This window comes from Aeromonas molluscorum 848, assembly GCF_000388115.1.
GTDB classification, from domain to species: Bacteria; Pseudomonadota; Gammaproteobacteria; order Enterobacterales; family Aeromonadaceae; genus Aeromonas; species Aeromonas molluscorum.
This window is the reverse complement of sequence record NZ_AQGQ01000050.1, coordinates 1-23,257: the sequence shown is the minus strand read 5'-3', so window position 1 is coordinate 23,257 and position 23,257 is coordinate 1. Positions and strand designations below refer to the sequence as shown.

Annotated in this window: 14 protein-coding genes, 1 other RNA gene and 4 pseudogenes; 12 read left to right on the top strand and 7 right to left on the bottom strand. The window is 60.5% G+C overall.

Annotated elements, in window-relative coordinates; all coding sequences use genetic code 11:
* From G113_RS09195 to G113_RS09165, 7 genes and pseudogenes are all read left to right on the top strand, one after another.
* The coding region (locus tag G113_RS09195; protein WP_005899509.1) for an enoyl-CoA hydratase/isomerase family protein at nt 1-542 on the top strand (542 nt) is incomplete at its 5' end.
* Nucleotides 539-1,444, top strand: a complete 906-nt coding sequence (gene mmsB / locus G113_RS09190) for a 3-hydroxyisobutyrate dehydrogenase (protein WP_005899507.1) — start codon at nt 539-541, stop codon at nt 1,442-1,444. The genes G113_RS09195 and mmsB, both read left to right, overlap by 4 nt.
* A 78-nt stretch (nt 1,445-1,522) precedes the next feature.
* Nucleotides 1,523-2,281: an SDR family oxidoreductase gene (locus G113_RS09185; RefSeq protein ID WP_005899506.1), complete on the top strand. Its 759-nt coding sequence runs from the start codon at nt 1,523-1,525 to the stop codon at nt 2,279-2,281.
* Between the two features lie 396 nt (nt 2,282-2,677).
* Entirely contained in the window at nt 2,678-4,114 is a 1,437-nt protein-coding gene (locus G113_RS09180; protein ID WP_005899504.1) for a basic amino acid/polyamine antiporter, read from the top strand.
* A gap of 106 nt (nt 4,115-4,220) precedes the next feature.
* On the top strand, nt 4,221-5,009 hold the full coding sequence (locus G113_RS09175; RefSeq protein ID WP_005899502.1) for a sulfite exporter TauE/SafE family protein: 789 nt from the start codon (nt 4,221-4,223) through the stop codon (nt 5,007-5,009).
* A gap of 109 nt (nt 5,010-5,118) precedes the next feature.
* An RNA gene (gene ffs / locus G113_RS20545) (signal recognition particle sRNA small type) lies at nt 5,119-5,215 on the top strand.
* An 85-nt stretch (nt 5,216-5,300) separates the two neighbouring features.
* Nucleotides 5,301-5,636, top strand: a pseudogene (locus G113_RS09165) (integrase); the annotation flags it as partial.
* Between the two features lie 297 nt (nt 5,637-5,933).
* On the opposite strand, the gene G113_RS09160 reads toward G113_RS09165, so the two are convergent.
* Nucleotides 5,934-6,800 carry an ADP-polyphosphate phosphotransferase gene (locus tag G113_RS09160; RefSeq protein WP_005899498.1) on the bottom strand — a complete coding sequence of 289 codons (867 nt, stop codon included), beginning with the start codon at nt 6,798-6,800 and terminating at the stop codon, nt 5,934-5,936.
* Between the two features lie 187 nt (nt 6,801-6,987).
* Nucleotides 6,988-7,539, bottom strand: a complete 552-nt coding sequence (locus G113_RS20245) for a c-type cytochrome (RefSeq protein WP_005899496.1) — start codon at nt 7,537-7,539, stop codon at nt 6,988-6,990.
* Nucleotides 7,540-8,127: 588 nt separating this feature from the next.
* Here G113_RS20245 and G113_RS09150 point away from each other — a divergent pair.
* The gene (locus tag G113_RS09150) at nt 8,128-9,657 is read left to right on the top strand and encodes an MltF family protein (RefSeq protein ID WP_407919099.1); all 1,530 of its coding nucleotides are present in this window, start codon (nt 8,128-8,130) and stop codon (nt 9,655-9,657) included.
* 200 nt (nt 9,658-9,857) lie between these two features.
* Here the strand turns inward: G113_RS09150 and G113_RS09145 are convergent, their stop codons facing one another.
* Nucleotides 9,858-10,616 carry an SDR family NAD(P)-dependent oxidoreductase gene (locus G113_RS09145; RefSeq protein ID WP_005899492.1) on the bottom strand — a complete coding sequence of 253 codons (759 nt, stop codon included), beginning with the start codon at nt 10,614-10,616 and terminating at the stop codon, nt 9,858-9,860.
* Nucleotides 10,617-10,737: 121 nt separating this feature from the next.
* Between G113_RS09145 and G113_RS09140 the strand changes: the two are divergent.
* Nucleotides 10,738-11,703, top strand: a pseudogene (locus G113_RS09140) (LysR family transcriptional regulator).
* On the opposite strand, the gene G113_RS09135 reads toward G113_RS09140, so the two are convergent.
* Both G113_RS09135 and G113_RS09130 read right to left on the bottom strand, forming a co-directional pair.
* On the bottom strand, nt 11,700-13,103 hold the full coding sequence (locus tag G113_RS09135) for a GGDEF domain-containing protein (protein ID WP_040319077.1): 1,404 nt from the start codon (nt 13,101-13,103) through the stop codon (nt 11,700-11,702). The pseudogene G113_RS09140 and the gene G113_RS09135 sit on opposite strands and share 4 nt — an antisense overlap.
* 211 nt (nt 13,104-13,314) lie before the next feature.
* On the bottom strand, nt 13,315-14,325 hold the full coding sequence (locus G113_RS09130) for a helix-turn-helix transcriptional regulator (protein ID WP_005899487.1): 1,011 nt from the start codon (nt 14,323-14,325) through the stop codon (nt 13,315-13,317).
* Nucleotides 14,326-14,568: 243 nt separating this feature from the next.
* Between G113_RS09130 and G113_RS09125 the strand changes: the two genes are divergently transcribed.
* Complete coding sequence (locus G113_RS09125) at nt 14,569-16,590, top strand: glycoside hydrolase family 3 protein (RefSeq protein ID WP_005899486.1); 2,022 nt, start codon at nt 14,569-14,571, stop codon at nt 16,588-16,590.
* 200 nt (nt 16,591-16,790) lie between these two features.
* On the top strand, nt 16,791-17,633 hold the full coding sequence (gene nfo / locus G113_RS09120; protein WP_005899484.1) for a deoxyribonuclease IV: 843 nt from the start codon (nt 16,791-16,793) through the stop codon (nt 17,631-17,633).
* A 127-nt stretch (nt 17,634-17,760) separates the two neighbouring features.
* Here the strand turns inward: nfo and mfd are convergent, their stop codons facing one another.
* The gene (gene mfd / locus G113_RS09115) at nt 17,761-21,237 is read right to left on the bottom strand and encodes a transcription-repair coupling factor (protein WP_005899483.1); all 3,477 of its coding nucleotides are present in this window, start codon (nt 21,235-21,237) and stop codon (nt 17,761-17,763) included.
* 92 nt (nt 21,238-21,329) lie between these two features.
* A pseudogene (locus G113_RS09110) lies at nt 21,330-21,906 on the bottom strand (PilZ domain-containing protein).
* Between the two features lie 76 nt (nt 21,907-21,982).
* Between G113_RS09110 and G113_RS09105 the strand changes: the two are divergent.
* Nucleotides 21,983-23,217, top strand: a pseudogene (locus G113_RS09105) (lipoprotein-releasing ABC transporter permease subunit).
* The last annotated feature ends 40 nt before the right edge of the window (nt 23,218-23,257 follow it).

Sequence of the window (23,257 nt, the reverse complement as noted above, 5' to 3'; positions counted from 1 at the left end):
GCCCCCAACTGCTTGAGGCGTTGTTGCAACTCGACTGGCGGCAACCGGCAGAGGAGCTTGATGACAGTCTGGCGTTGATGCTGGCCGCATTGAGGAGCGCCGTGCCGCTGCCCGAACCACTGTTGCTGCCTCATCTTGCCCAGATTGAGGGCCTTTTGCTCGGACGCAGCCTGGTGCGGGTGCTCGATCGGCTATTCGATACCCCTCTCGGGGGGCCGCTGGCACAGCAGCGAGACAGTTGCCGCAGCGGCAGTCCCTTGAGCCGCGCCTTGTTGTGGCGGCAATACTGGCAGGGGCGACAGCAATCCCTGGCCGAAGCGTTCGCCGATGAGTTGACCCTGTCGGTGAACTGCGTACTCAGGGGGGATTTCATCGAAGGGGTCAGGGCGCTGCTCATCGACAAAGACAAGCAGCCGCACTGGCAAGGCGTCGGGCAGACCGATCTGGCAGACTTTTATCGCTGGCCCGCCTGCGCGGGGGCTAACAATCCCCTGTGGCGCGAGCTCAGAGAGTGCGCTGGTAATGGAGATGACAGCATATGACGACAGGGATAGGTTTCATCGGCCTTGGCAACATGGGTGGCCCCATGGCAGCCAATCTGGCCAAGGCGGGGCTGCGGGTGCAGGTGTTCGATCTGCTGCCCGATCATCTGATTGCCGCCCGGCAGGCGGGCTGCCACTGCGCCGCCAGTGCCGCCGAGGCGGTCGCAGGTTGCGAGCTGGTGATCAGCATGCTGCCCGCCGGGGAGCATGTGGTGGGGCTTTGGCTCGGAGACGGATCAGGAAATGGTGGCCTGCTCCCCGTCCTGGCCCCCAATACCCTCATCATCGATTGTTCCACCATCGATGTCGCCTCCGCCCGCGCAGTGGGGCAAGCAGCTCGTGTTCTGGGCCACAGGTTCATCGATGCCCCCGTTTCCGGCGGGGTAGCAGGAGCCGTGGCCGGCAGCCTCACCTTCATCGTCGGTGGCGAGGCGGCTGATTTTGAATCAGCCCGTCCCGTGCTCGGTCACATGGGGCAGAATCTATTTCATGCCGGTCCCCTTGGCGCGGGACAAATCGCCAAGATGTGCAACAACATGCTGCTCGCCATCCACATGGCGGGCACTGCCGAGGCGTTGGCGCTGGGTGTCAAGGAGGGGCTGGATGCAACTGTGCTCTCCGGCATCATGGCCAAGAGTTCGGGCAACAACTGGAGCCTGGAGCGTTACAACCCCTGGCCAGGGGTGATGGAGAGCGCGCCGGCATCCCGTGGCTACAGCGGTGGCTTCATGACCCGGCTCATGGTCAAGGATCTGGGGCTGGCCATGGGGTTGGCCGAACATGCGCACAGTGCGGTGCCCATGGGAGCGCTGGCGCGTAATCTGTTCAATCTGCATGCCAGTCGAGGGGAGGGGGAGAGGGACTTTTCCAGCATTATCAACCTCTATCGGGAGATGACCTGACCCCGCGCGCCGCAAGCGCCAGAGATAAGCCAACCAGTGGACGGCAGCACATATCACGCAGCAAAGAAGGGAGAGCCGATGGATCTGAATCATAAATTGATTGCCGTGACTGGGGCGGGACGGGGCCTTGGCAGAGCCATTGCGTTGGCGTTGGCCGAGCAAGGCGCGACATTGGCGCTCATCGATGTCAATCGGAGCGACCTTGAGATCACCGAGGCCGAGCTGCAGAGTCGGGGTGGCCACTGCTCACTCCATGTCTGTAACGTGGCCGATGAGGCGGAAGTGGAAGCCAGTTTTGCGGCCATTCAGGAGCTTGGGTCCCTTGTGGGTCTGATCAACTGCGCTGGCATCTTGCGCGATGGCCTGCTCATCAAGATGAAAGAGGGGGAGTTGATCGACAAGCTATCCCTGGCCCAGTGGCAGGTGGTGATCGATGTCAACCTGACGGGCACCTTCCTGTGTGGTCGCGAGGGGGCCGCCCTGATGGCGCGCCACGGCGAGGGAGGGGTCATCATCAACATCTCCTCTATTGCCAGGGCCGGCAATGTGGGGCAGAGCAACTATGCCGCCAGCAAGGCGGGGGTCGCCGCCCTGGTGGTCACCTGGGCACGAGAGCTGTCGCGCCATGACATCAGGGTGATGGGCATTGCCCCCGGGGTCTTTGCCACCGAAATGACGGCGGCCATGAAACCCGAGGCCATGGATCGCATGCGGCAAGCCATCCCGGCAGCCTGTCTGGGGCAGGCGAGTCAGCTGGCCGATACCGTGCGTTTCATTTTTGGCAATGATTATCTCTCCGGGCGCATGATAGAGCTCGATGGTGGCCTGCGCTTGTAGCGGGGCGGCGTCATCAAACCAGTGAGGCGGGGCTGAAGGCCCCGCCTTGTCATCGGCTCTCCGGGTCAGCACCGCGAACGAGGAGCCATTCCCCCAGATGACCAGGGTCTGCGTGCTTATGCAAGGCAACAGGATCCGGGGTCAGATCATGGTATGTCCAGAAACTGGCGGCAATCCGGTAGAGTTTGAGCCAGCTCACAGGCCGAGTCCGTTACTTCTGTAAAATTGCGCCCGGTCAAGGTGGTCAACGATTGATATGGCGAAGGATTGCGAGCTGTATAGTCATGCAATATAGTTGCCGCCTTTTTCAAGGGGCAGGGATAGTCGCTCCATCATGATGCGAGTCGAATTGAGCAGGGACTCTCAACCGCCGCCAAGACAAGCAACAGGATAGAGATGGACAAGAAACTCGGGCTGGGTGCCCTCATCTCACTGGTGATTGGCTCCATGATCGGAGCCGGCGTGTTCAGTTTGCCGCAAAATATCGCCGCCCATGCCAGCGCCGGGGCCGTGGCTCTGGGCTGGACCATTACCGGGCTTGGCATGATCTGTCTGGCCCTGGTCTATCAGAGTCTCTCCTTGCGCCGCCCGGATCTCGATGGCGGCATCTTCAGCTATGCCAGGGCGGGGTTTGGTGACTTCATCGGCTTCAATGCGGCTTGGGGTTACTGGATCTGTCAGTTGCTGGCCAACGTCTCCTACGCCGTCGTGGTGTTCAGCGCCCTGAGCTACTTCTTCGATACCCCGGACAATGTCATCTTCGGGGATGGCAATACTCCCACCGCCATTGTACTGGCCTCCCTGCTCATCTGGTCTGTGCATGCGTTGGTGCTGCGCGGGGTACAGGTGGCGGCCCTGGTCAACATAGTGACCACCATCGCCAAGATGGTGCCCCTCATCGTGTTTTGCGTCGCCGTACTGCTCGCCTTCAACCTGAAGACTTTCACCCTGGACTTCTGGGGCCATGGCAATGGTGAGCTGGGCTCCGTGATGGATCAGATCAAATCCACCATGAAGGTGACCCTCTGGGTCTTCATCGGTATCGAGGGGGCCGTGGTGGTCTCGGCCCGGGCCCGCCATCGCAAGGATGTGGGCCGCGCCACTGTGCTGGCCTTGCTCGGTGCCCTGACCCTCTATGTGATGGTGACGCTTTTCTCCTTGGGCGTCATGAGCCAGCCTGAGCTGGCGGCCTTGAAGAATCCTTCCACCGCCATGATCCTCGAGGCCGTGGTCGGCCCCTGGGGCGCCTGGCTCATCAATATCGGCCTGGTCATCTCGGTGATGGGGGCGCTGCTCAGCTGGACTGTGCTGGCGGCCGAGGTGCCCTTTATCGCCGGCAAGACGGGGGTGTTCCCGGCCTGGTTTGCCCGGGAGAACAAACGGGGCTCCCCGAGCGTCTCGCTCTGGTGCTCCACCTGTCTGGTGCAGGCTTTCCTTATCATCATCTATTTCCAGAACAGTACCTACCTGGCCCTGGTCAACATCACCACGGCGGCGGCCCTGGTGCCTTATGTCTTCTCTGGCGCCTATGGCCTCAAGCTCGCCTTGAGTGGCCAGACCTATGAGGGGCAACCTTATCAACGCAAGCGGGATCTGTTGCTGGCCCTGGTGGCAACCTTCTATGGTTGCTGGCTGGTCTATGCCGCTGGGGTTGAGTATCTGCTGCTGGTGGCCCTGCTCTATAGCCCGGGCATCTTAATCTACTGGAAGGCGCGCCAACATCATGGCCTACGCGGCCTCAATCGGCTAGAGCAGGGGATGACGGCGGCCCTGCTCGGCTTCGCCGTGCTGGCGTTTTACAAGGTGGTGGACGGTACCATTCCCCTAAATTAAGCGGCACAATAGCGAGGTGGCCTCTGGGTCACCTCTTTTTTGCCCGTGATGATCGAGCAGGCAGAGTCAGCAGACTGGTGCCAAGGGCTCACGATAAGGACGCAAGATGCTGTTTCTGGGTTATCTGTTGTTGGGAGCCTTCGCAGGTGTGTTGGGTGGATTGTTTGGCATAGGAGGCGGTCTCATCATAGTACCTGTGCTGGTGGTGAGCTTTCATGCCCAGGGCATAGCCCCCGACATAGTGACCCATCTCGCCCTTGGCACCTCAATGCTCACCATGATCTTCACGGGGCTCAGTTCCCTGCGGGTTCACTACACCAAGGGGGTGGTGGATTGGGCGCTGATCCGGCGCCTGGCGGGGGGCATGATGGTGGGCGCCTGGCTCGGCGGTCTGACGGTGAATCTGTTAAGCGCCAGTACCCTCAACATCATCATCGGTTGTTTCGCCTGGACCATGGCCTTGCAGATGGGATTCAACTTTAAGCCCAAGGCCGAACGTCATCTGCCGGGCCCGCTCGGCACCGGCATTGCAGGAACCTGCATAGGCTGGCTCTCAGCGATGTTCGGCATCGGTGGCGGCTCCCTGACCGTGCCTTATCTCACCTGGAACAGCGTGCCCATGAAGCAGGCGGTGGCCGTCTCGGTGGCGGGCAGCATTCCCATCGCCCTGGCGGGTAGCCTCAGTTATCTCTATACCGGTTGGGGTCATGGCAACCTGCCCGAGTGGAGCCTGGGCTATATCTATTTACCCGCCTGGCTCGGCATAGTGCTGACCAGTACCCAGTTCGCCCGACTCGGCGCCCGTTTGGCTCACCGTCTCTCTCCCCAGCGGTTACGCAGGGGATTTGCCCTGCTGCTGCTGCTGGTGGGGGCCAAATTCATGATTTTTAGCTAGATTGCCGACTCTTTGGTCGTATTGCCGAAAAAGCAGGCGAACGCACCTTGATAGGGCACAAAGCCATTGCAATGGCCCCCTGCTTTGATAGACTCAGCGCCGGTGGTTCCATTGGTCCTCTCGCATTGATAACCCGTCGACCTGGTCAGATCCGGAAGGAAGCAGCCAAGGTGGGGGACTCGAGTGCCGGGATGTGGCTGGTGGGGCCACCACCTGTTTTTGGAATTCAATAAGTTAGCCTCCAAGAGCCCCTTGGTCATCCACTTTGTGTGGACGACAGGAGCGCTCGACATGAATCTCTGGCTCAGTCCCCACGGCATCTGGTATTACCGGAAAATCACCACGCTCCCCTGTGGTCGTCGTAAAGAGATCAAGAAATCCCTTCAGACCCGAGACAAGCTGCTTGCCTGTGTGCGTTCCAGACCGACACTGGCCGTATCGCCTGTAGAAGCTCCAGAAACCCCTCTCTCGCCCTCGGATACCAAGCCTGTTCAGGCGGCCAAACCGCTTGCAATGCTCCTGTCGGCTCTGAGTGACCGTTATCTGAAAGAGAAGGCCCTATCCTGGGCAACGAAAGAGCTCAGCAACCAGAAGAACTACATCGGCTCCTTTATCAAGGCTCTGGGGGCGATTCAAAACCCTATGGTCACCATTTGGCTGGACAGTACCTCTATTATCCCCGCCGGAATGTCTCACCAGCATTAAGAGTGGTTATTAATGCATTAAAATGATAAAAAAAGTCATCCAGTATGTATGGATATGGTGTGAATCGCCTCATAGCCTCAAAACCTTGGCTGCTCGGATAGGTCCGGTGGGCGATGGCTTGACGCGGCCCCCTTGTCTATCACGGCAGCTTGTTCAGCAAGGCCGCCGTGTGATATCAACCAGCAGCTGCGCGGCCATATCCATCAGAGGTTGCCCTGGTCACTTCGCTAGCTGTTTTCGAATTGTTTTCAGCTCCAGCCTGCGGGCATCGCTGACCACCGGGTAGCTCAGTTTCAGATCTTCCAGTGCGTTGAGCACAATCTGCGACACGATCAGTCTGGCATTGTGCTTGTCGTCGGCAGGCACGATAAACCAGGGGGCGTCCGTCGTGCTGGTCGCGCCCATAGCCTGGCCATAGGCTCGCATGTATGAATCCCATAACTTGCGCTCGGAGATGTCGGCTGCACTGAACTTCCAGTTCTTGTCGGGTTTGTCAATGCGTGCCAGCAGGCGCTTGCGCTGCTCCTCTTTTGACAGATGCAGAAACACCTTGATGATGCGTGTGCCGTTGACGTGCAGGTGCCTTTCCAAATCGACAATGGAGCGAAAGCGACCATGCCATACCGACTCATCGTCAATCAATTCAGGAAGGCTTTCGCTGTGCAATATGCTGCGGTGCACGCGCACGATCAGCACCTCCTCGTAGTAGGAGCGGTTGAAGATACCGATGCGGCCACGCTCAGGCAGGTCGCGAGTCGTACGCCAGAGGAAGTCATGTTGCAGTTCTCGCGCACTTGGATGTTGAAAGCTGAAGACCTGGCAGCCCTGGGGGTTGATGCCCGACATCACATGGCGAATAGCGCCATCTTTGCCTGCGGTATCCATCGCCTGAAACACCAGCAGCAAGGCGTGCCGGTTCGATGCATAGAGCAAGCGCTGCTGGTCACTCAACTGCTCGACGTATTTTCGCAGCCTCTTGTGGTAGGCCTTCTTCGACTTGTACAGGGGGTTGACCTGGGTGGCCCAGAGGCCGAGGTCGACCCCGTCACCCTGGCAGAGCCTGAATGTGGAGACATCAATATCCATCTTGCTTCCTTGGTTTCTGCTTGGCTGGCGCCCAGTAAACCGAATTGCGTCCCTTGCCATGCTCGCTCAGCTAGCCTGCTGCCTGCGTGAAGCAAGGGGGGCGGGATATGAACCTTGGCCTGACGCGAAGCTACCTTGAAGAGACGCAGGTCCATTCTCAGCGGTTTTTAGCCATCTGATGACATCATCATTGCGACAATGCCTTGAGATAGGTGAATAGATCGGTCAAGTCCGCATCGCTCATCTGCCAGCGTGGCATCTGTGCCGCCACCTCAGTGCCATCGGGATGCCGTCCTTTCTCCACCTGCTGACGGAAATCATCAATGTCGTATGGCCGCTGACGATCCTTGAGTTCTGACATGTTGCGCAAGGCGACGTAGCGGATGTCCGGTGCCGTCATGGTCCACATGTGCATCACGTGGCTGCCGCCGCGTCCTTGCGGGCCGTGACAAGATGCACAGGTCAGCCACTGGCCATCACCGTGCATCATGTCGCCGTGCGTGTTTGCGGGGGTGGCGGTGGTGCCGCGCTCGCTCGTGCCAGTGAAGTAGATGCGGGCGCCATTCATGGCTGGTCCGTCGAGTCCGTTGGCCGATGTGGCCATCAACAAAACAGACAGTGCGCCGAGAACAAGCTGGGTTGAAGACATCTGAGGCTCCTTATCAACATCAGGGTTGATGACTTCGAACAAGGCAATGATGGCAACGCCACCGCCGGACGTCGGTGCGATGGCGAACATTGGTAGGGCGGCGCCCCCAGAAACCGGCACGTTGTCGCACTGATAGCTGACATAGCCGGGCTCACTGAAATACGGCCAATATCACATCTGGATCGGTAACGTCATCGCCTATCCGGGCGCCTCTTGCTGCGGGCAGATTATGGCCGTATCACTTGCCGCGCTGGTTGCGACTATCTATCTGGGGCAGGCAGCTTGCCAAGTAGTCCGCTGGGGCTGGGTTGACTCGTTGCGAGTTGCTGGTCAGTAAACCAGACACCAGTTTGGGTGTGGTGTGGCCCAAAGAGACCCTGATCCGTTGTCTGGCGACCATAAAGCCTGGGCACTGGAGACACAATGCGAGCGCTGGGGTGACATGCTCTATCCTTTACCGCTGGCGCTCGGCGTCAACATCACTATCGGACCGAGCCTGTGGCGTCCCAACCGTGGCTTCCTACAAGGTGCCATGACTCAATTCCATCTGGTTACTAACCCCCTTGTGCGACCGAACGCAATGAGCTAAGTGGCGATCTGGGCGGCACTACACTCAATAAAATGGGTGAGGTAGCCACTATGAAAGGGTTATGGATAGTGATGATGTGGGCGCTCTTAATGGGGCCTTGGACGCAGGTTTGGGGAATTGATCCCATGGCGGAGGAAGAGGAGCGGGCACAGCTGGACTTTACCAGTGAGGAGCTGTCAACGCCTGCCTTGGGGGATCTCGATGCCATGCTGGCGCGGGGCAGCATACGGGTGCTGACCACTTACAACAAGACCGGTTATTTCATCAACAAGGGCGTGCAACGGGGCGTCACCTATGATGCCTTTATGCAGTTGGAGCAGCGTTACAACGAGCAGTTGCGAAAAGAGAAAGCCATCAAGCGCCACCTCAAGCTGCATATTGTCTTTATTCCAGTCGCGCGGGACAAGCTCTTCAGCGATCTTATCGCAGGCAAGGGTGATATCGCCGCTGCCAATCTCACCATCACGGATCAGCGCAAGCAGGGGGTCAATTTCACTGACCCTTTGCTTGAGGATGTGCGTGAACTGCTGGTCTCGGGTCCGGCTTCACCCAAGGTAGAAGGGGCTGCCGATCTCGGGGGCCAGGCGATCTATGTGCGTCCCTCATCAAGTTATTTCGAGAGTCTGCTCAGTGACAACCAGGCCCGCATGGCGGCCGGGGAGCCGCTTATCGACATTCGCGCAATCCCCGAAACCCTGGAAGATGAGGATTTGATCGAAATGGTCAATGCCGGTCTGCTGCCTTTCATCATTGTGGATGAGCACAAGGCGCGTTTCTGGAAGCAGATATTTCCCGATATCACTATTCACGAGCAGCCGATATTTCGCGAAGGGGGAGTCATTGCCTGGGCAGTGCGCAAGGAGAGCACTCAGCTGTTGGGTATGTTGAACAAGCAGATCGCCGCCCTGCGTGGCAAGCAGAGCGGATCCCAGCGATTGGCGCTCTATCTCAAGCAGAATCGCTACGTCAAGAGCGCCGCCGCAGAGGCGGACCGCAAGAAGTTCTTGCAGCTGGTTGACCTGTTTCGCCAATACGGGGGGCGTTATGAGGTGGACTGGCTGCTCATTGCGGCTCAAGGTTATCAAGAGTCGGGGCTCAACCAGAAGGCGCGCAGCCATGTGGGCGCCATTGGTGTGATGCAGCTGATGCCTGCCACCGGCAAGCAGATGAAGGTGGGCAATATTCGAAACATTGAGCCCAACATCCACGCCGGGGTCAAATATATGCGCTGGATGATAGATCACTACTATGCGGACGAGCCCATGATGGACTTGGACAAGGCACTCTTCTCCTTTGCCTCCTATAACGCGGGCCCGGCCCGGGTAGCGCGCCTGCGGGCAGAGGCCAAGAAGCGGGGACTGGATCCCGATATCTGGTTCCAGAATGTCGAGTATGTGGCGGCGGAGAAGATAGGTCCCGAGACGGTGACTTATGTGAGCAACATCTATAAGTACTACATTGCCTACAAGTTGGTGATGGCGCAGATAGAACAGAAGAACCAGGCTGCCGCTGCGTTGGCAGAGCATGCGGGGGAGGTGAGCGGGGCCAGCGCACCGGTCACGCCTGAGCCAGCCACGCCGCCGACCAGGCAGCCTGAGGCAGAGCCTGCCGCGAAGTGAGGTGTTCAGGCAGGCGCAAAGACGCCCTGGCCATTGGCCAGGGCGTCTTCATGTGATGCCAGGCAGCAAGAGCCGCTGAACGGCGCTCGCTGCGCCCCGGTAAGAGCACAAGGGCTGATCGGAGCGGCGGTTGGCCCGTGTTCCATGCAGGCAGGCTCGGTGTTTCTTCGAGGCCTGCTATCTCGTTCAAGTCCGTGCGACTAGATGAACATACCCCCAGAGGCTTCGATGCGCTGGGCGTTTACCCAACGGCAATCCTGACTGAGCAGGGCGGCAATGACGCCACCAATATCGTCGGGGCGGCCGACTCGACCGAGCGCCGTCTGGCTGGCAATAAAATCGTTCACCTGCTGATTGTCGCGCACGACACCACCTCCAAAGTCAGTCTCTATGGCGCCGGGGGCCACCACGTTGACGGCGATGTCCCGTGGGCCCAGCTCCTTGGCCAGATAGTGGCTAAGTACCTCGATGCCCCCTTTCATGGCCGCATAGGCGGCATAACCCGGCAGGGCGAAGCGGGTCAGACCGGTGGAGAGGTTGACGATCCGCCCCCCATCACGCAGCAGGGGCAAGAGCTGTTGGGTCAGGAAGAAAGTGCCCTTGAGGTGGATATTCATCAGGGTATCGAACTGCTGCTCAGTGGTCTGCTCGAAGGAGGCGCTGATCCCTATGCCAGCATTGTTGACCAGAAAATCGAAATGGGTCTGCTGCCATTGGCTTTGCAACAGCTGCTGCACCTGCTCGGCAAAGGCCGGGAAGCTGGCGCTGTCTGCCACATCCAGCGCCAATGCGTGGGCCTTGACCCCCAAGGTACGAGCGGCTTCAACCACCAACTCGGCCTCCTCGGCCTGACTGCGATAGGTGATGACAAGGGAGATCCCCCGGGCGGCCAGGGTCAGGGCCGTGTTGCGACCAAGTCCTCGGCTAGCGCCCGTGATGAGGGCAATGGGTTGGTACATGGTGAACTCCTGGGTGAGTTGGTGGTGGTTGATGCGGTGTCATGACTATATTTACTCTTTATAACTGGATAAAGACGGTCATACTGGATGCAATGTTCCATTTACATAAACAATAGCCGATATGGATCAACTGGATGCCATGGGCATGTTTGTGAGGGTAGCCGAGCTGGAAAGCTTTACCCGCGCCGCCGAACAACTGGCGGTGCCCAAGGCCACTCTTTCACTCAGCATTCGTCGTCTCGAAGAGCAACTGGGTACCCGATTGCTGCAACGCACCACGCGCAGGGTGCAACTGACCCCTGATGGACGGATTTGTTATGAACGTTGTCTGGATCTGCTGGCGGATGTGGACGAGTTGCGGAGCCTGTTTCGGCCAGCATAGAGCTTGAGTGGGCGATTGCGGGTCGATATGCCGAGCCGGTTGGCTCGGCTGCTGGTGATCCCCCGTTTATCGGCGTTTCTGAGCCAGCACCCGGGCTTGACCCTGATGTTGAGCACCACGGACCGGCGGGTCGATCTGGTGCGGGAAGGGTTCGACTGTGTGGTGCGGGTCGGTGAGTTGGGCTCCTCAAGCCTGGTGGCGCGCAGGTTGGGCCAGTATCGACAGATCAACTGCGCCAGCCCCGCTTATCTCGCTCAACACGGGCTGCCGAAGACCCTGGCGGAGCTGAGTCAGCACCACTTGATCCACTACGGCAGCGATCTGGGGGGTGAACAGAGGGGATTCGAGGTGATGGGGGCGGATGGCCGGATCGTGCATCACCCCATGGCGGGGGCACTGACAGTCAATGATAGCGAGAGCTACCTGGCCGCAGCCCTGGCCGGGCTTGGCATCATACAGTTGCCAGAGCAGGGGCTCGATGAGCTGCTGGCCAGGGGCGATCTGATCGTCATCTTGCCCGAGTGGCAAGCGCCGCCGTTGCCCATTCATGTGCTCTATGGTCATCGCCGCCAACTGGCGCCCAGGGTGCAGGCTTTCATCCAGTGGCTCTTTGAGGTGCTGGGGGATGCCCTGGCACCAGGAGAAGGGGACAGTGACGAGGCATCGCAGGGGCAGGGAGCCAAGCAGGCGCCGCGGCGCAACTAGTCGGCGAATTTCACGATGCGGTTCTTGCCCGCCGCCTTGGCCTGATAGAGAGCAAGATCAGCATGATGCAGCAGGGTTTCACCGTCGTGGCCCGATGCGCTGTCGGCCCAGCCAATGCTGAGGGTGCAGTAGAGGGTCTGCTGCTCGGCGACGATGGACATGTTGGCCAGGGTGCTGCGGATCTCTTCCAGCAAGGGGTGTATCTCGCTCGGCGAGATGTCGATCAGCACCAGGGCAAACTCTTCTCCGCCGATCCGAGCCGTGATGTCCTGGCTGCGACAGCGATTGTGAATGATCTGGGCCAGGATCTGGATCACCCTATCGCCCACCCTGTGGCTGTGCTTATCGTTGATCGACTTGAAGTTGTCTATGTCGAGCATGGCCACGCAGTAGCGGCTGCCCTGGTGGTCAAGCTGGGCCAGTTTCGGCATGAAGGCACGGCGGTTGAGCAGTCCCGACAGGGGATCGTAGCTGGCCTCCTTCTCGGCAGTCTGCTTGTCTTGCTCGGTGCGGTGCAACTGGGCACGTTGCAGCGAGACGCCGAAGATGGTGAGCGCCGAGGAGAGCACGAAGGCCATCATCTCGGTATTGGTCTCCTCCTGGGTCAGATGAATAAACGGACCGAGCCCGTGCGCCGTGGCCAGGATGATGAACAGCATGGCGAGGCTGCTCAATATCCCCAGATAAAAACGGCTGACCTCGAAGGCCAGCACGATCAGTAAAGGAGGCATCAGATAGAGCAGCCAGCCGCACTGCAAGCCCAGCCCCAGCATGGCAAACAGCGACAGCCCCGCCAGAGGCAGAATGATGTGGCGCAGTTGCACAACGCGCAGGGAATAGGGCTCCAGCCAGCCGATATAGATCTGGTACATCAGCACGATGCCGAGGATATCGGCAAGGAAGAACATCTTGACCATGCCGGGCAGGGCAGACGCGGGAATGTAGTGACCCAGCACGAGATTCCATGCAAGCAGCACACTGGAGAGCAAGATGGGTACCACCCCGGCCAGCAGCACGAACTTGATGAGATCGCTGGCGTTGCACGTTCCCAGAGGAAGAAAACGTTGTAACAGGTGCAAGGCAAATGCTGGAGCCAGGGTATCGATCAGGGCGGCGATAGCGGTATGGAGCAGGGAGGCGAGCAAGGCGCCCTCCATCATCATGCCATCCAGATTCAGCAAGACGCTGCCGAGGAATATCCAGGCTAGCGCCTTCCCCCCCCAGTTCAGCAGCATGATCAGGGCAATCCCGGAGGGGAGCCAGATCAGGGTAATGTTGGCGGGTTGCAGGCTAAACAGCGTCTGCCCGAGCCAGCCACTGAGGCAATAGCAGAGACAGGCCAGCGCCAAGGCGAATCGAGTCCGTGAGGCGCGGGAGAGGGGAGGTAAGAGTCTGTTCAATCCGTTGATCGGTTCTTATGATGCCAGTGGCGCTACTATAGCCAATGTTATGCGGTAACTAAATTTAATAAATTCAGCCGGTTCTGCTCCCATGAGCCAGATTGCTGCCCCGCAAGTGGATGCTGCTACCCAGATGGCGCCTTGCTTGATGCCACAGACCGCTGGCGATAAACAGGCTTGCGCGGGGCCGAGCGGCGATGGCAGGCCACTCTCAGCCCCGGTAGCGGCGAGCGCGATACTGGCTGGGTGATTGATCAAAGGCCTCCTTGAAGAAGCGGGTAAAACTGCTTTGACTGGCAAAGCCGAGCCGCCCCCCCACCTCTTGCAGCTGCAAAGAGGAGTCGAGCAGCAAGCGGCAGGCTTCCTCTCGCCGCACCTGTTCCAGCAATGCTGAGAAGTGGCACTGCTCCTCGCGCAGATGGCGGTTCAGGGTCCAGCGGGTCAAGTTCAGGTTCTCGCAGATCCCGGCCAGCATGGCCCGGGGATCTGCATCTCCCAACCAGAGCTGTCGCCGGATCAGGGTCAATACCTGCTCGCGATAACGGGAGGACGGCCGCAGCTGCGCCATCTGCTGTGCCAGCTCCCCCAGCAACAGGGGTTGCAGGGCGACATTGTGGCTGCCATAGGGTTGATCGAGCAGGACGGCGGGGAAGATAAGCTGATAGCCGTCCCCCAGGCGCACGCGTCCTTCCAGCCAGGCTGCCAGTTCCCGCCACAGCTTGGGGCGTACCGGCGTGGGCAGCACCAGCTGTCCCTGGCCCGGCTGATAGAACTGCACCAGGGCATAGAGGTAGCAGAGGTTGACCAGGCTGCTCATGGCGATCACGTCCGGGTGATCGGAGTCCGAATAGTAGCTAAGCCGTGCCACATCATCTTGCTCCTGCAGCACGATCCGGTCGCACTCACCTATTAAAGGGCGATAGTGCAGGAAAAAGTGCAGCGCCTGACGCAAGGTGGCGGCGTTGCAGCAGAGGCTGGCCAGTGGCAGGTAGTCGGAGAACAGCCCCGTCAATGAGGGGGGTGAGCAGTGATTGGAGAGATCGGCATGGGGGGCGCAATGGGCCAGCAGCCGGAAGTGGCGCTGGGCATCGATGCGTCCCTGGGGAATATGCAGCTCCTCCCGGGCTATGCCTGCGGCAAGGAGGAGCGAGGCGGGATCCCGGCCCTGGGCCTGCCAGCGTGCGAGGCAGTGCAGGGCAATCCGGTTGGAAACACTCTTCACGGCAGATCTCCTGATTGGCGGCCATGTACATCCTTGCTCGCCATCATCCCCGGATTGGGATCCATTGCCGTGATCCCGGCGCAATTTCTCCTCCTGCTTGTGTAACCAAAGGTAACCCTGCAAGGCTTTTCACACTTTTGCAACCTGCTCCCAACCGACAATTTCCTGCTCCCGGCGGGCAAGTGTGGGCGGCCAGCTTTGCATAGAGTGGCCAGACTCATACACACAAGGAAGGTCACAATAATGAAATACCCTAGTCTCGCGCTGACAGTCAGTGCCCTGCTGCTGGCCGGGTGCAACGACAACGACTCCTCCCCCAAGCCCAGCCAGCCCGAACTGGGCCACCGCACAGTGAATCTGATTGAACAAGATGGCCTGCAATTCAAGGATCTGGATGGCAGCGGCACCTTGACCCCCTACGAGGATTGGCGTCTCGGTGCTGCCGAGCGAGCTCGGGATCTGCTGGGGCGACTGAGTCTTGCTCAGAAGGCGGGCCTCATGATGCACGGCACCCTGGTGCTCGATGGCGAGGGGCGGGTCAACCTGACCGCCATGGACAAGATGCTGCGCGTCGATGGGGTCAACACCTACATTACCCGGATGGCCGGGGATCCGGCGGCCATCGCCGAGGACAACAACAAGCTGCAGGCGGTGCTGGAAGGGGTGGGGCTGGGCATACCCCTGACCATCAGTACGGATCCCCGCAACCACTTCACCCACGACCCCAACGCGACCAGCGTCGGTGCCGGCGCCTTCTCCCAGTGGCCGGAGACCCTGGGGCTCGCCGCCATCGGGGATGCGGAACTGGTGCAGCGCTTTGGCGACATCGCCCGTCAGGAGTACAGAGCGGTCGGCATTCATGAAGCGCTCTCCCCACAAGCCGATTTGGCGACCGAGCCACGCTGGGGCCGCATCAACGGTACCTTTGGAGAAAACAACCTGCTCGCCAAATCACTGGTGCGCGCCTACATCGAGGGTTTCCAGCACGGTAGCGAGGGGATAGGCAAAGATAGCGTGGTGACCGTCGTCAAGCACTTCGCCGGCGCAGGCCCCCAGAAGAACGGGCTGGATGCCCACAACCCCTGGGGCAAGGAGCAGATCTATCCGGGGGATCAGTTTGCCTATCATCTGGTGCCGTTTGAAGGCGCCTTCGAGGCCAAGGTCGGCGCCGTCATGCCCTATTATGCCAAGCCGGAGGGGTTGACCTATGCAGGGCAGCCCATTGAGGAGGTGGGCTTTGGCTTTAACCGCCAGATCCTCACCGACCTGCTACGCGGCCACTTCGGATTTGACGGCGTGGTGCTCAGCGACTGGGGCATAGTCAACGACTGCAACACTGCCTGTGAAGATGGTCTGACCCAGGAGCAAGTCACCGCAGGAGTGAGCCCCTGGTCTGTGCCCTTTGGCATGTCATGGGGGGTCGAGAGTCTGACCAAGGCCGAGCGTTACGCCAAGGCGATTGACGCGGGGGTGGATCAGTTTGGCGGTGTCGAAGATCCTGCGCCCTTGCTGGCTGCAGTCCAGGCTGGTCTGGTGACCGAGGCGGCGGTCTCGACCTCTGCCCTGCGTATTCTGGTACAGAAGTTTGAACTGGGATTGTTTGAAAACCCCTATGTCGATGCCCAGGCCGCGGTTGCGCTGGTTGGCAAGCGGGAGTTTCAGGCGGCCGCTCAGGCTGCCCAGGCTGAGGCTCACGTGTTGCTGAAAAATGAGGGCAAGATGCTGCCACTCCAGGCGGCGGGCAAACGGGTCTATCTCTATCAAGTCAATGAGGCGGTGGCGACAGCCAACGGCTTCACCGTCGTGACCGACCTGGCGCAGGCCGATCTTGCCATCGCTCGGGTCAATACCCCGAATGAGCAGGACCCTCGTTTCCCCTTCGGCAGCATCCACTTTGGTCAGCTGGGCTTTGCCAGTGCCGGTCAGGCGGAGCAGGAGACGGCCCATGAGGGGGTCTATCATGGCAGCGAGGATCTGGCCGCCATCCAGACCATACAGCAAGCCGGCGTGCCTCTGGTGCTCTCCGTCTATCTGGACAGACCCGCGATCCTGACCGAGGTGGCCCCGGCCGCCCAGGTGTTGCTGGCCAACTTTGGCGCCCTGGATCAGGCCCTGTTTGATGTCATCAGCGGCCAGGTCAAGGCGCGGGGCAAGTTGCCGTTCGAGCTGCCTTCCAACTGGCAAGCGGTGCTCAATCAGCACCCGGATGTGGCGAGCGACTCGGTCAATCCGCTCTATCCCTATGGCGCGGGTCTCGCCTATTGAGCCCGGAGACCATCACAGTCAAGGCGCCTGCGGGCGCCTTTTCTATGGCCGCTATCGACAAACCCGGTTTGGCGCGGGTGGGCCTCTTGGGCATAATGTCCCCCGATAGAGGAGATGCCATGACATAGACCATCTACGCCCTGGTTTGACCGGGCACAATGGTGTTGCATGATGACAATCCACAGCTCAGAGGAGATTCAATGAAGTATATCGGAGCCCATGTCAGTGCCGCTGGCGGCGTGGAGAACACCATAGCCCGCGCCAAGGCCATCGGGGCCAACGCCTTCGCCCTGTTCACCAAGAATCAGCGCCAATGGCAGGCCGCCCCCCTGACTGCCAAGTCCATCGATGCCTTCAAGAGTGCCTGCGAACGGGAGGGGTTTGGCCCTGGCCAGATCCTGCCCCATGACAGCTACCTCATCAATCTGGGCCACCCGGATCCCGATGCGCTGGCCAAATCCCGGGATGCCTTTCTCGACGAGATCAGACGCTGTGAACAGCTGGGTCTGTGCTATCTCAACTTTCACCCGGGCAGTCATCTCAAGCAGATATCCGAAGCGGTGAGCTTGAAACTGGTGAGCGAGTCCATCAACTGGGCGCTGGAGCGTAGCCAGGGGGTGACGGCGGTGATCGAGAATACGGCGGGGCAGGGCACCAATCTCGGTTGGTCCTTCGAGCATCTGGCCACCATCATCGACGGGGTGGAGGACAAGAGCCGGGTCGGCATCTGTTTTGACACCTGCCACGCCTTTGCCGCCGGTTATGATCTGCGTACCTCCGAGGGCTGTGCCCAGGTATTTGGAGATTTTGACCGTCAGGTGGGTTTCCAATATCTCAAGGGAATGCACATCAACGGCGCCAAGAGCAGCTTTGGCAGCCGGGTTGACAGGCACCACAGCTTGCAGCAGGGCAATCTGGGGGAGGCGGTGTTCCATCACATCATGAATGACACCAACTTCGACGGTATTCCTTTGATCCTGGAGACCATCGACGAGTCCATCTGGGCCGACGAGATCCGCTGGTTGCGCAGTCTGGCCAGCTGACGTCCAGGCTTGCCGCTGCCAGTGCTTGCATGGCGTCGGCGACGCACTCGAAAAGAGGCCCCGGTTCGGGGCCTCTTTTATTGCTCAATCCTGACGATGGCAAGCGCGCCTACGCCGAAGGGGCCCCTCAACCTGAGTGAGCGGCAAGATCTTTTAGCAAGCCTTCCACCCGCTGCAAGCGCGTGACCCTGTCCTGGGTCGGTACCTGGAAGCGCAATCGGGTTGGCCCGTCCATCTTGAACACCCGAGGCTGCTCGGAGAGCAACTTGACCAGGTAGCCGGGATTGACCCGGGTCTCCTGGGTGAAATCCAGGTAACCGCCCCGCTCGCTCATCTCCAGGCGCTTGATGCCAAGGGCAGCCGCCTGCTGGCGGAAGCTGGCAATGTCGAACAGCGTCTTGGCGGCGTCGGGCAGCAGACCGAATCGGTCGATGAGCTCCACTTTCAGCTCGCGCAGCTCAGCCTCATCACTGGCGCTGGCGATGCGTTTGTACATGGAGAGTCGCATGTTGACATCCGGGATATAGCCTTCGGGCAAGAGCGCGGGCAGGCGCAGCTCTATCTCGGTATGGTCGCTCATCAGCTGCTCGAGGGAGGGCTCCTTGCCACTCTTGAGTGCCTCGACCGCCTGCTCCAGCATCTCCATATAGAGGGTGAAGCCGACCGACTCTATCTGGCCGCTCTGATCGTCGCCGAGCAGCTCACCCGCGCCGCGAATTTCCAGATCGTGGGTCGCGAGTGCAAACCCGGCGCCGAGATCTTCCAGCGATGCAATGGCATCGAGCCGTTTGGCGGCATCTTTGGTCATCAGCTTGGGATTGGGGGTGAGCAGATAAGCATAAGCCTGATGGTGGGAGCGCCCGACCCGGCCACGCAGCTGGTGCAGTTGGGCCAGGCCCAGGTGGTCGGCCCTGTCCATGATGATGGTGTTGGCGCTCGGCACGTCTATGCCGGTCTCTATGATGGTGGTGCACACCAGCAGATTGAAGCGCTGGTGATAAAAGTCCGACATGATGCGTTCAAGATCGCGCTCCGGCATCTGGCCATGGGCGATGCCAATACGCGCCTCGGGAATGAGCTCGGCAAGATCGCTGGCACACTTGTCGATGCTGGCCACGTCATTGTGCAGGTAGTAGATCTGGCCGCCGCGTTTGAGTTCACGCAACACGGCCTCGCGGGTGACCGCGGGCTCTTGCTGGCGTACGAAGGTCTTGATGGCGAGCCGCTTGGCGGGGGGGGTGGCGATGATGGAGAGATCCCGCATCCCGGCCATGGCCATGTTGAGGGTGCGCGGGATCGGCGTGGCGGTGAGGGTCAGGATATCCACGTCGGCGCGCAGTGCCTTGATCTTCTCTTTTTGACGTACCCCGAATCTGTGCTCCTCATCGACGATGAGCAGCCCCAGATCCTTGAAAGTCAGATCGGAGCCCAGCAGCTTGTGAGTGCCGATGATGATGTCGACTTTGCCATCGCGCAGCTCCTTGAGGACGGCCGTCTGCTCCTTGGCGGAGCGAAAGCGGCTCAGCACCTCGACCCGAACCGGCCAGTTGGCGAAGCGGTCGCGGAAGTTGTCATAGTGCTGCTGGGCCAGCAGGGTGGTGGGTACCAGCACCGCCACCTGCTTGCCGCCATGCACCGCCACGAAGGCGGCACGCATCGCCACCTCCGTCTTGCCAAAGCCCACGTCGCCGCACACCAGCCGGTCCATGCTCTTGGCCTGGCACATGTCCCCCAGCACCGCATTGATGGCGTTGAGTTGATCCTCGGTCTCCTCGAAGGGGAAACCGGCGGCGAATTGACGATAGCTCTCTTTGTCGTGCTTGAAGGCGAAGCCTTTGCGCGCCGCGCGCAGGGCATAGACATCGAGCAGTTCGGCTGCTACGTCGCGCACCTTCTCCGCCGCCTTGCGCCTGGCCTTGACCCAGGCCTCGCCGCCGAGCTTGTGGCTGGGGGGGTTGTCAGAGCCGGTGTAGCGGCTGATGAGGTGCAAGTTGGTGACGGGGACGAACAGCTTGTCACCTCCTGCGTATTCCAGAGTGAGGAACTCAGTGGGCATGCCGCCGGCATCCAGGGTCTCTAGGCCAAGATAACGGCCAACCCCGTGATCCAGATGGACCACGGGCTGGCCTTGCGTCAGCTCCCCGAGGTTGCGGATCACCGCCTCCGAGCTCAGGTTTTTGCTCTTGTCTCGCTGGCGTTTGCTGCGGATCTTGCCGCCAAGCAGCTCGCCCTCGGTGATGAAGGCAAGGGGGGCAACCTTGGGTTCGCGCAGCAGGAAGCCGCGCTCCAGGGGGCCGACCAGAATACCCTGCGCACTGGGGCTTGCGGCAAACTCGCTCAGGCTGGCAAATTCCGGGGGATTGAGGCCGATACGGGCCAGCAGATCGCGCAATACCTCGCGGCGCCCCTCGGATTCGACCGCAAAGAGGGTGACGCCTGCAAAGTCTTGCAGGAACTGCTCCAGGGCGAGCAGGGGACGCTCCTTGCTGTTATCAAGCTGCAGCTCGGGCAGGGGCTCGAAGGGAAGATTGTACTGGCCGGCGCCCTGGATGATTGGCTCTTCTTGCAATCGCACCGCGCCATATTGACCGAGGGCCTGGAACAGCTGCTCCACCGGCAGATAGAGGTACGCGGGCTCGAGCAGAGGACGGCTGGTGTCCCAGCGCCGCTCTTCATAGCGCTGACCTATGTCATTCCAGAAGCGCTGGGCGGCGGGGTAGATGTCACCGACCGTGATGAGCTGAGTCTGGACGGGCAGGTAGTCAAACACGCTGGCGGTCTGCTCGAAGAAGAGCGGCAAATAATATTCGATGCCTGCCGGCCAGCGCCCCTTGCTCACCTCCTGATAGATGGACCCGTCGGCGCGCGACAGTTCGAACTGCTCGCGGAACTGGCCACGAAACAGCTCGATGGCGGCCTCGTCGGTCGGGTATTCCCGCGCGGGCAGCAGGCTGACTACGGGGACGGGCTCGCGGGAACGCTGGCTCTCGGGGTCGAATGGCCGAATGGAGTCGACCTCGTCATCGAAGAAATCGATGCGATAGGGGCTGGTACTGCCCATGGGGAAGAGATCGAGCAGGGAGCCGCGGGCGGCAAATTCCCCATGCTCCAGCACCTGCTCGACCGCCACATAGCCGGCCTCGGCCAAGCGGCCGCGCAACTGTTGCAGATTGAGGCGTTGACCCGCTTTCACCATCAGGCTGTACTTGTCGAGATAGACCCGGGGGGCGCAGCGCAGCATCAGGGTCGAGATGGGCACTATCAGGGCGCCGCGCTGCATCTGTGGCAGCTTGTAGAGGGTCTCGAGGCGCTGGGAGATGATGTCCTGATGGGGAGAGAAGGTGTCGTAAGGCAGTGTCTCCCAGTCCGGGAACAGCAGCACAGGGCAGGCTTGCTCGCCGGGTTCGACCTGGCTCAGCAGATAGCGCAGCTCGTGTTCGAGGCGCAGGGCACTGGGGGTATCGGCGGTTACCAGCAGGGTGGGGCCATCATTTGACCGGGTGAGTTCGGCGGCCACCAGGGCCAGGGCGCTGCCATGCAGCTGGCCCAAGGTGCTCTTTTGGCCCGCTTTGGCGGGCAGGACGGGTAGGGTTAGGGATCTCATCACTCTGTCTTTAGCCTTGGCCCGTTCGGGCTCTGTGTCTGGTCGACTCGAAGGATGTCAGCCATCGTTCGGGCCACATACTGGCGCGCAGCTTAGCGCAGTCGCTCCTGGGCACGCGCCTTGAGCTGACGGGACTGGACATGGAGGCTGGCCCGTACCAGCAGTTCACGATCTTCCTCACGAATGCGGGCATAGTCGAGGACGATATGCTGGCCATATTCCCCCGCCGTCACCTCGCGTACCCTGGCATAGCAGTAGACGGCAGAGGCCTCGTCACGCAGGAATATCTTGAGGCGCACCAGCTGATCCCGCAGGGGAGCCTGGCCATGCCCCTGGGCCGGGTGCAGGTAGGTGAGCTGGCCTGCCCCAAAGGTCAGGGTGTGAAAGCGCTGCTCTGGGTGATCCTGGGCGGCGAGCACATAGCTCATGATCATGTCTATCTTGCGAGACTGCTGATTGATGATCTCGACCAGATCCTGCATGGCGTCATTCTGGTTGCGAATGAGCCGGGTGGTCGCCATGTCGATGGAGCTGATGGCGGCGGCGATGCGAAAGGGCTCGGGCAGCTCGGCTCCGAGCGCCTGTTCGCTTGGCAAGCTGTAATCATCCGGGCAGGGGGATCACATTGACCGGCGTGGCATGGGTGACGCTGAAGAACTGTTCCTGCATGGAGGCTATCCCTTGTTGTCATAGACGGTTTCCCTTTATTATCCGGTATCTTATTTTGTTGGCAACGTGCATATCCTTGAAGACCGGACTTTTTCAGCCCCTTTCGCTGGCCATTGGCCTGCGATATGCAGGGTCACGGCGCAGTAATCGCTTCGTCTCTTTCATCTCTTTGTTTTCCACCTTTGGCATCGCCATCGGGGTCGCGGCCCTGATGGTGGTGATCTCCGTCATGAATGGCTTCGAGGGGCAGCTCAAGGGGCGCATCCTGGGGGTGATCCCCCACGTGGTGCTGACCAGCGAGGCCGGGCGCATCGATACCGCCCCCGAGGGGCTGCCTGATCTTGCCAAATTGCCCCATGTGGTGGCGGTAGCGCCCATGCTCGATAGCGAGGGCATGCTGCAAAGCCCCGGTCAGCTGACCGGGGTGAGCGTGCAAGGCATCGATCCCGCCCACTGGCCAAAGATGACATTCTGCACTCCCAGATGCTGGGGGGGCGCCTTGCCTCCCTCAAGGGCGGTGACTACCAGATAGTGCTGGGGCAGGGCGTGGCGCGTCGACTCGGCGTCGGTCTGGGGGATGAGGTGCGTCTTATTCTGACCGAAGGCACCCGCTTCACTCCCTTTGGCCGGGTACCCGCTCAGCGGCTCTTCACCGTCTCGGGCATCTTCGGCGTGGGCGCCGATGTGGACGATCAAATCGCCCTGATCGCCATTCAGGATGCCCAGCGCCTGCTGCGCTTGCCTGAACATCAGGTGGGCGGTCTGCGGCTCTGGCTCGATGATCCCTTCGCGGCCGACGCCGTGATCAAGACGCCGCTGCCGGACGGTTATCAGTGGCAAGACTGGCGACGGGAGCGCGGCGAGCTGTTCCAGGCCGTGGCCATGGAAAAACGCATGATGGGACTGATGCTGGTGCTGATCATCGCGGTCGCCACCTTCAACATCCTCTCTGCCCTGGTCATGGTGGTGACGGACAAGGAAGGGGAGGTGGCCATCTTGCGCACGATGGGCATGAACGAGTCTGGTATCGTCAGGATCTTCATGGTGCTGGGGGCATCCAGCGGCGTGATTGGTGCCCTGTTCGGCGCCTTGGCGGGCCTGGGTCTCTGCCTGGGCCTCAACCCTTTGCTAAGCGGGCTGGGCCTCAACCTTTACATGGCAGCGGGGGGCAGTGGTCTGCCCGTCATCGTCGAGCCGATGCAGGTGGTCACCATACTGGCCGGCGCCGTACTGCTCAGCTTCGGTGCCACCTTGTATCCTGCGGCCCGTGCGGCGCGGGTACGCCCGGCCGAGGCACTGCGCCATGAATAATTCATCTTCTGTTTCTACCCCCGATGTGAGTGGAGTCCCC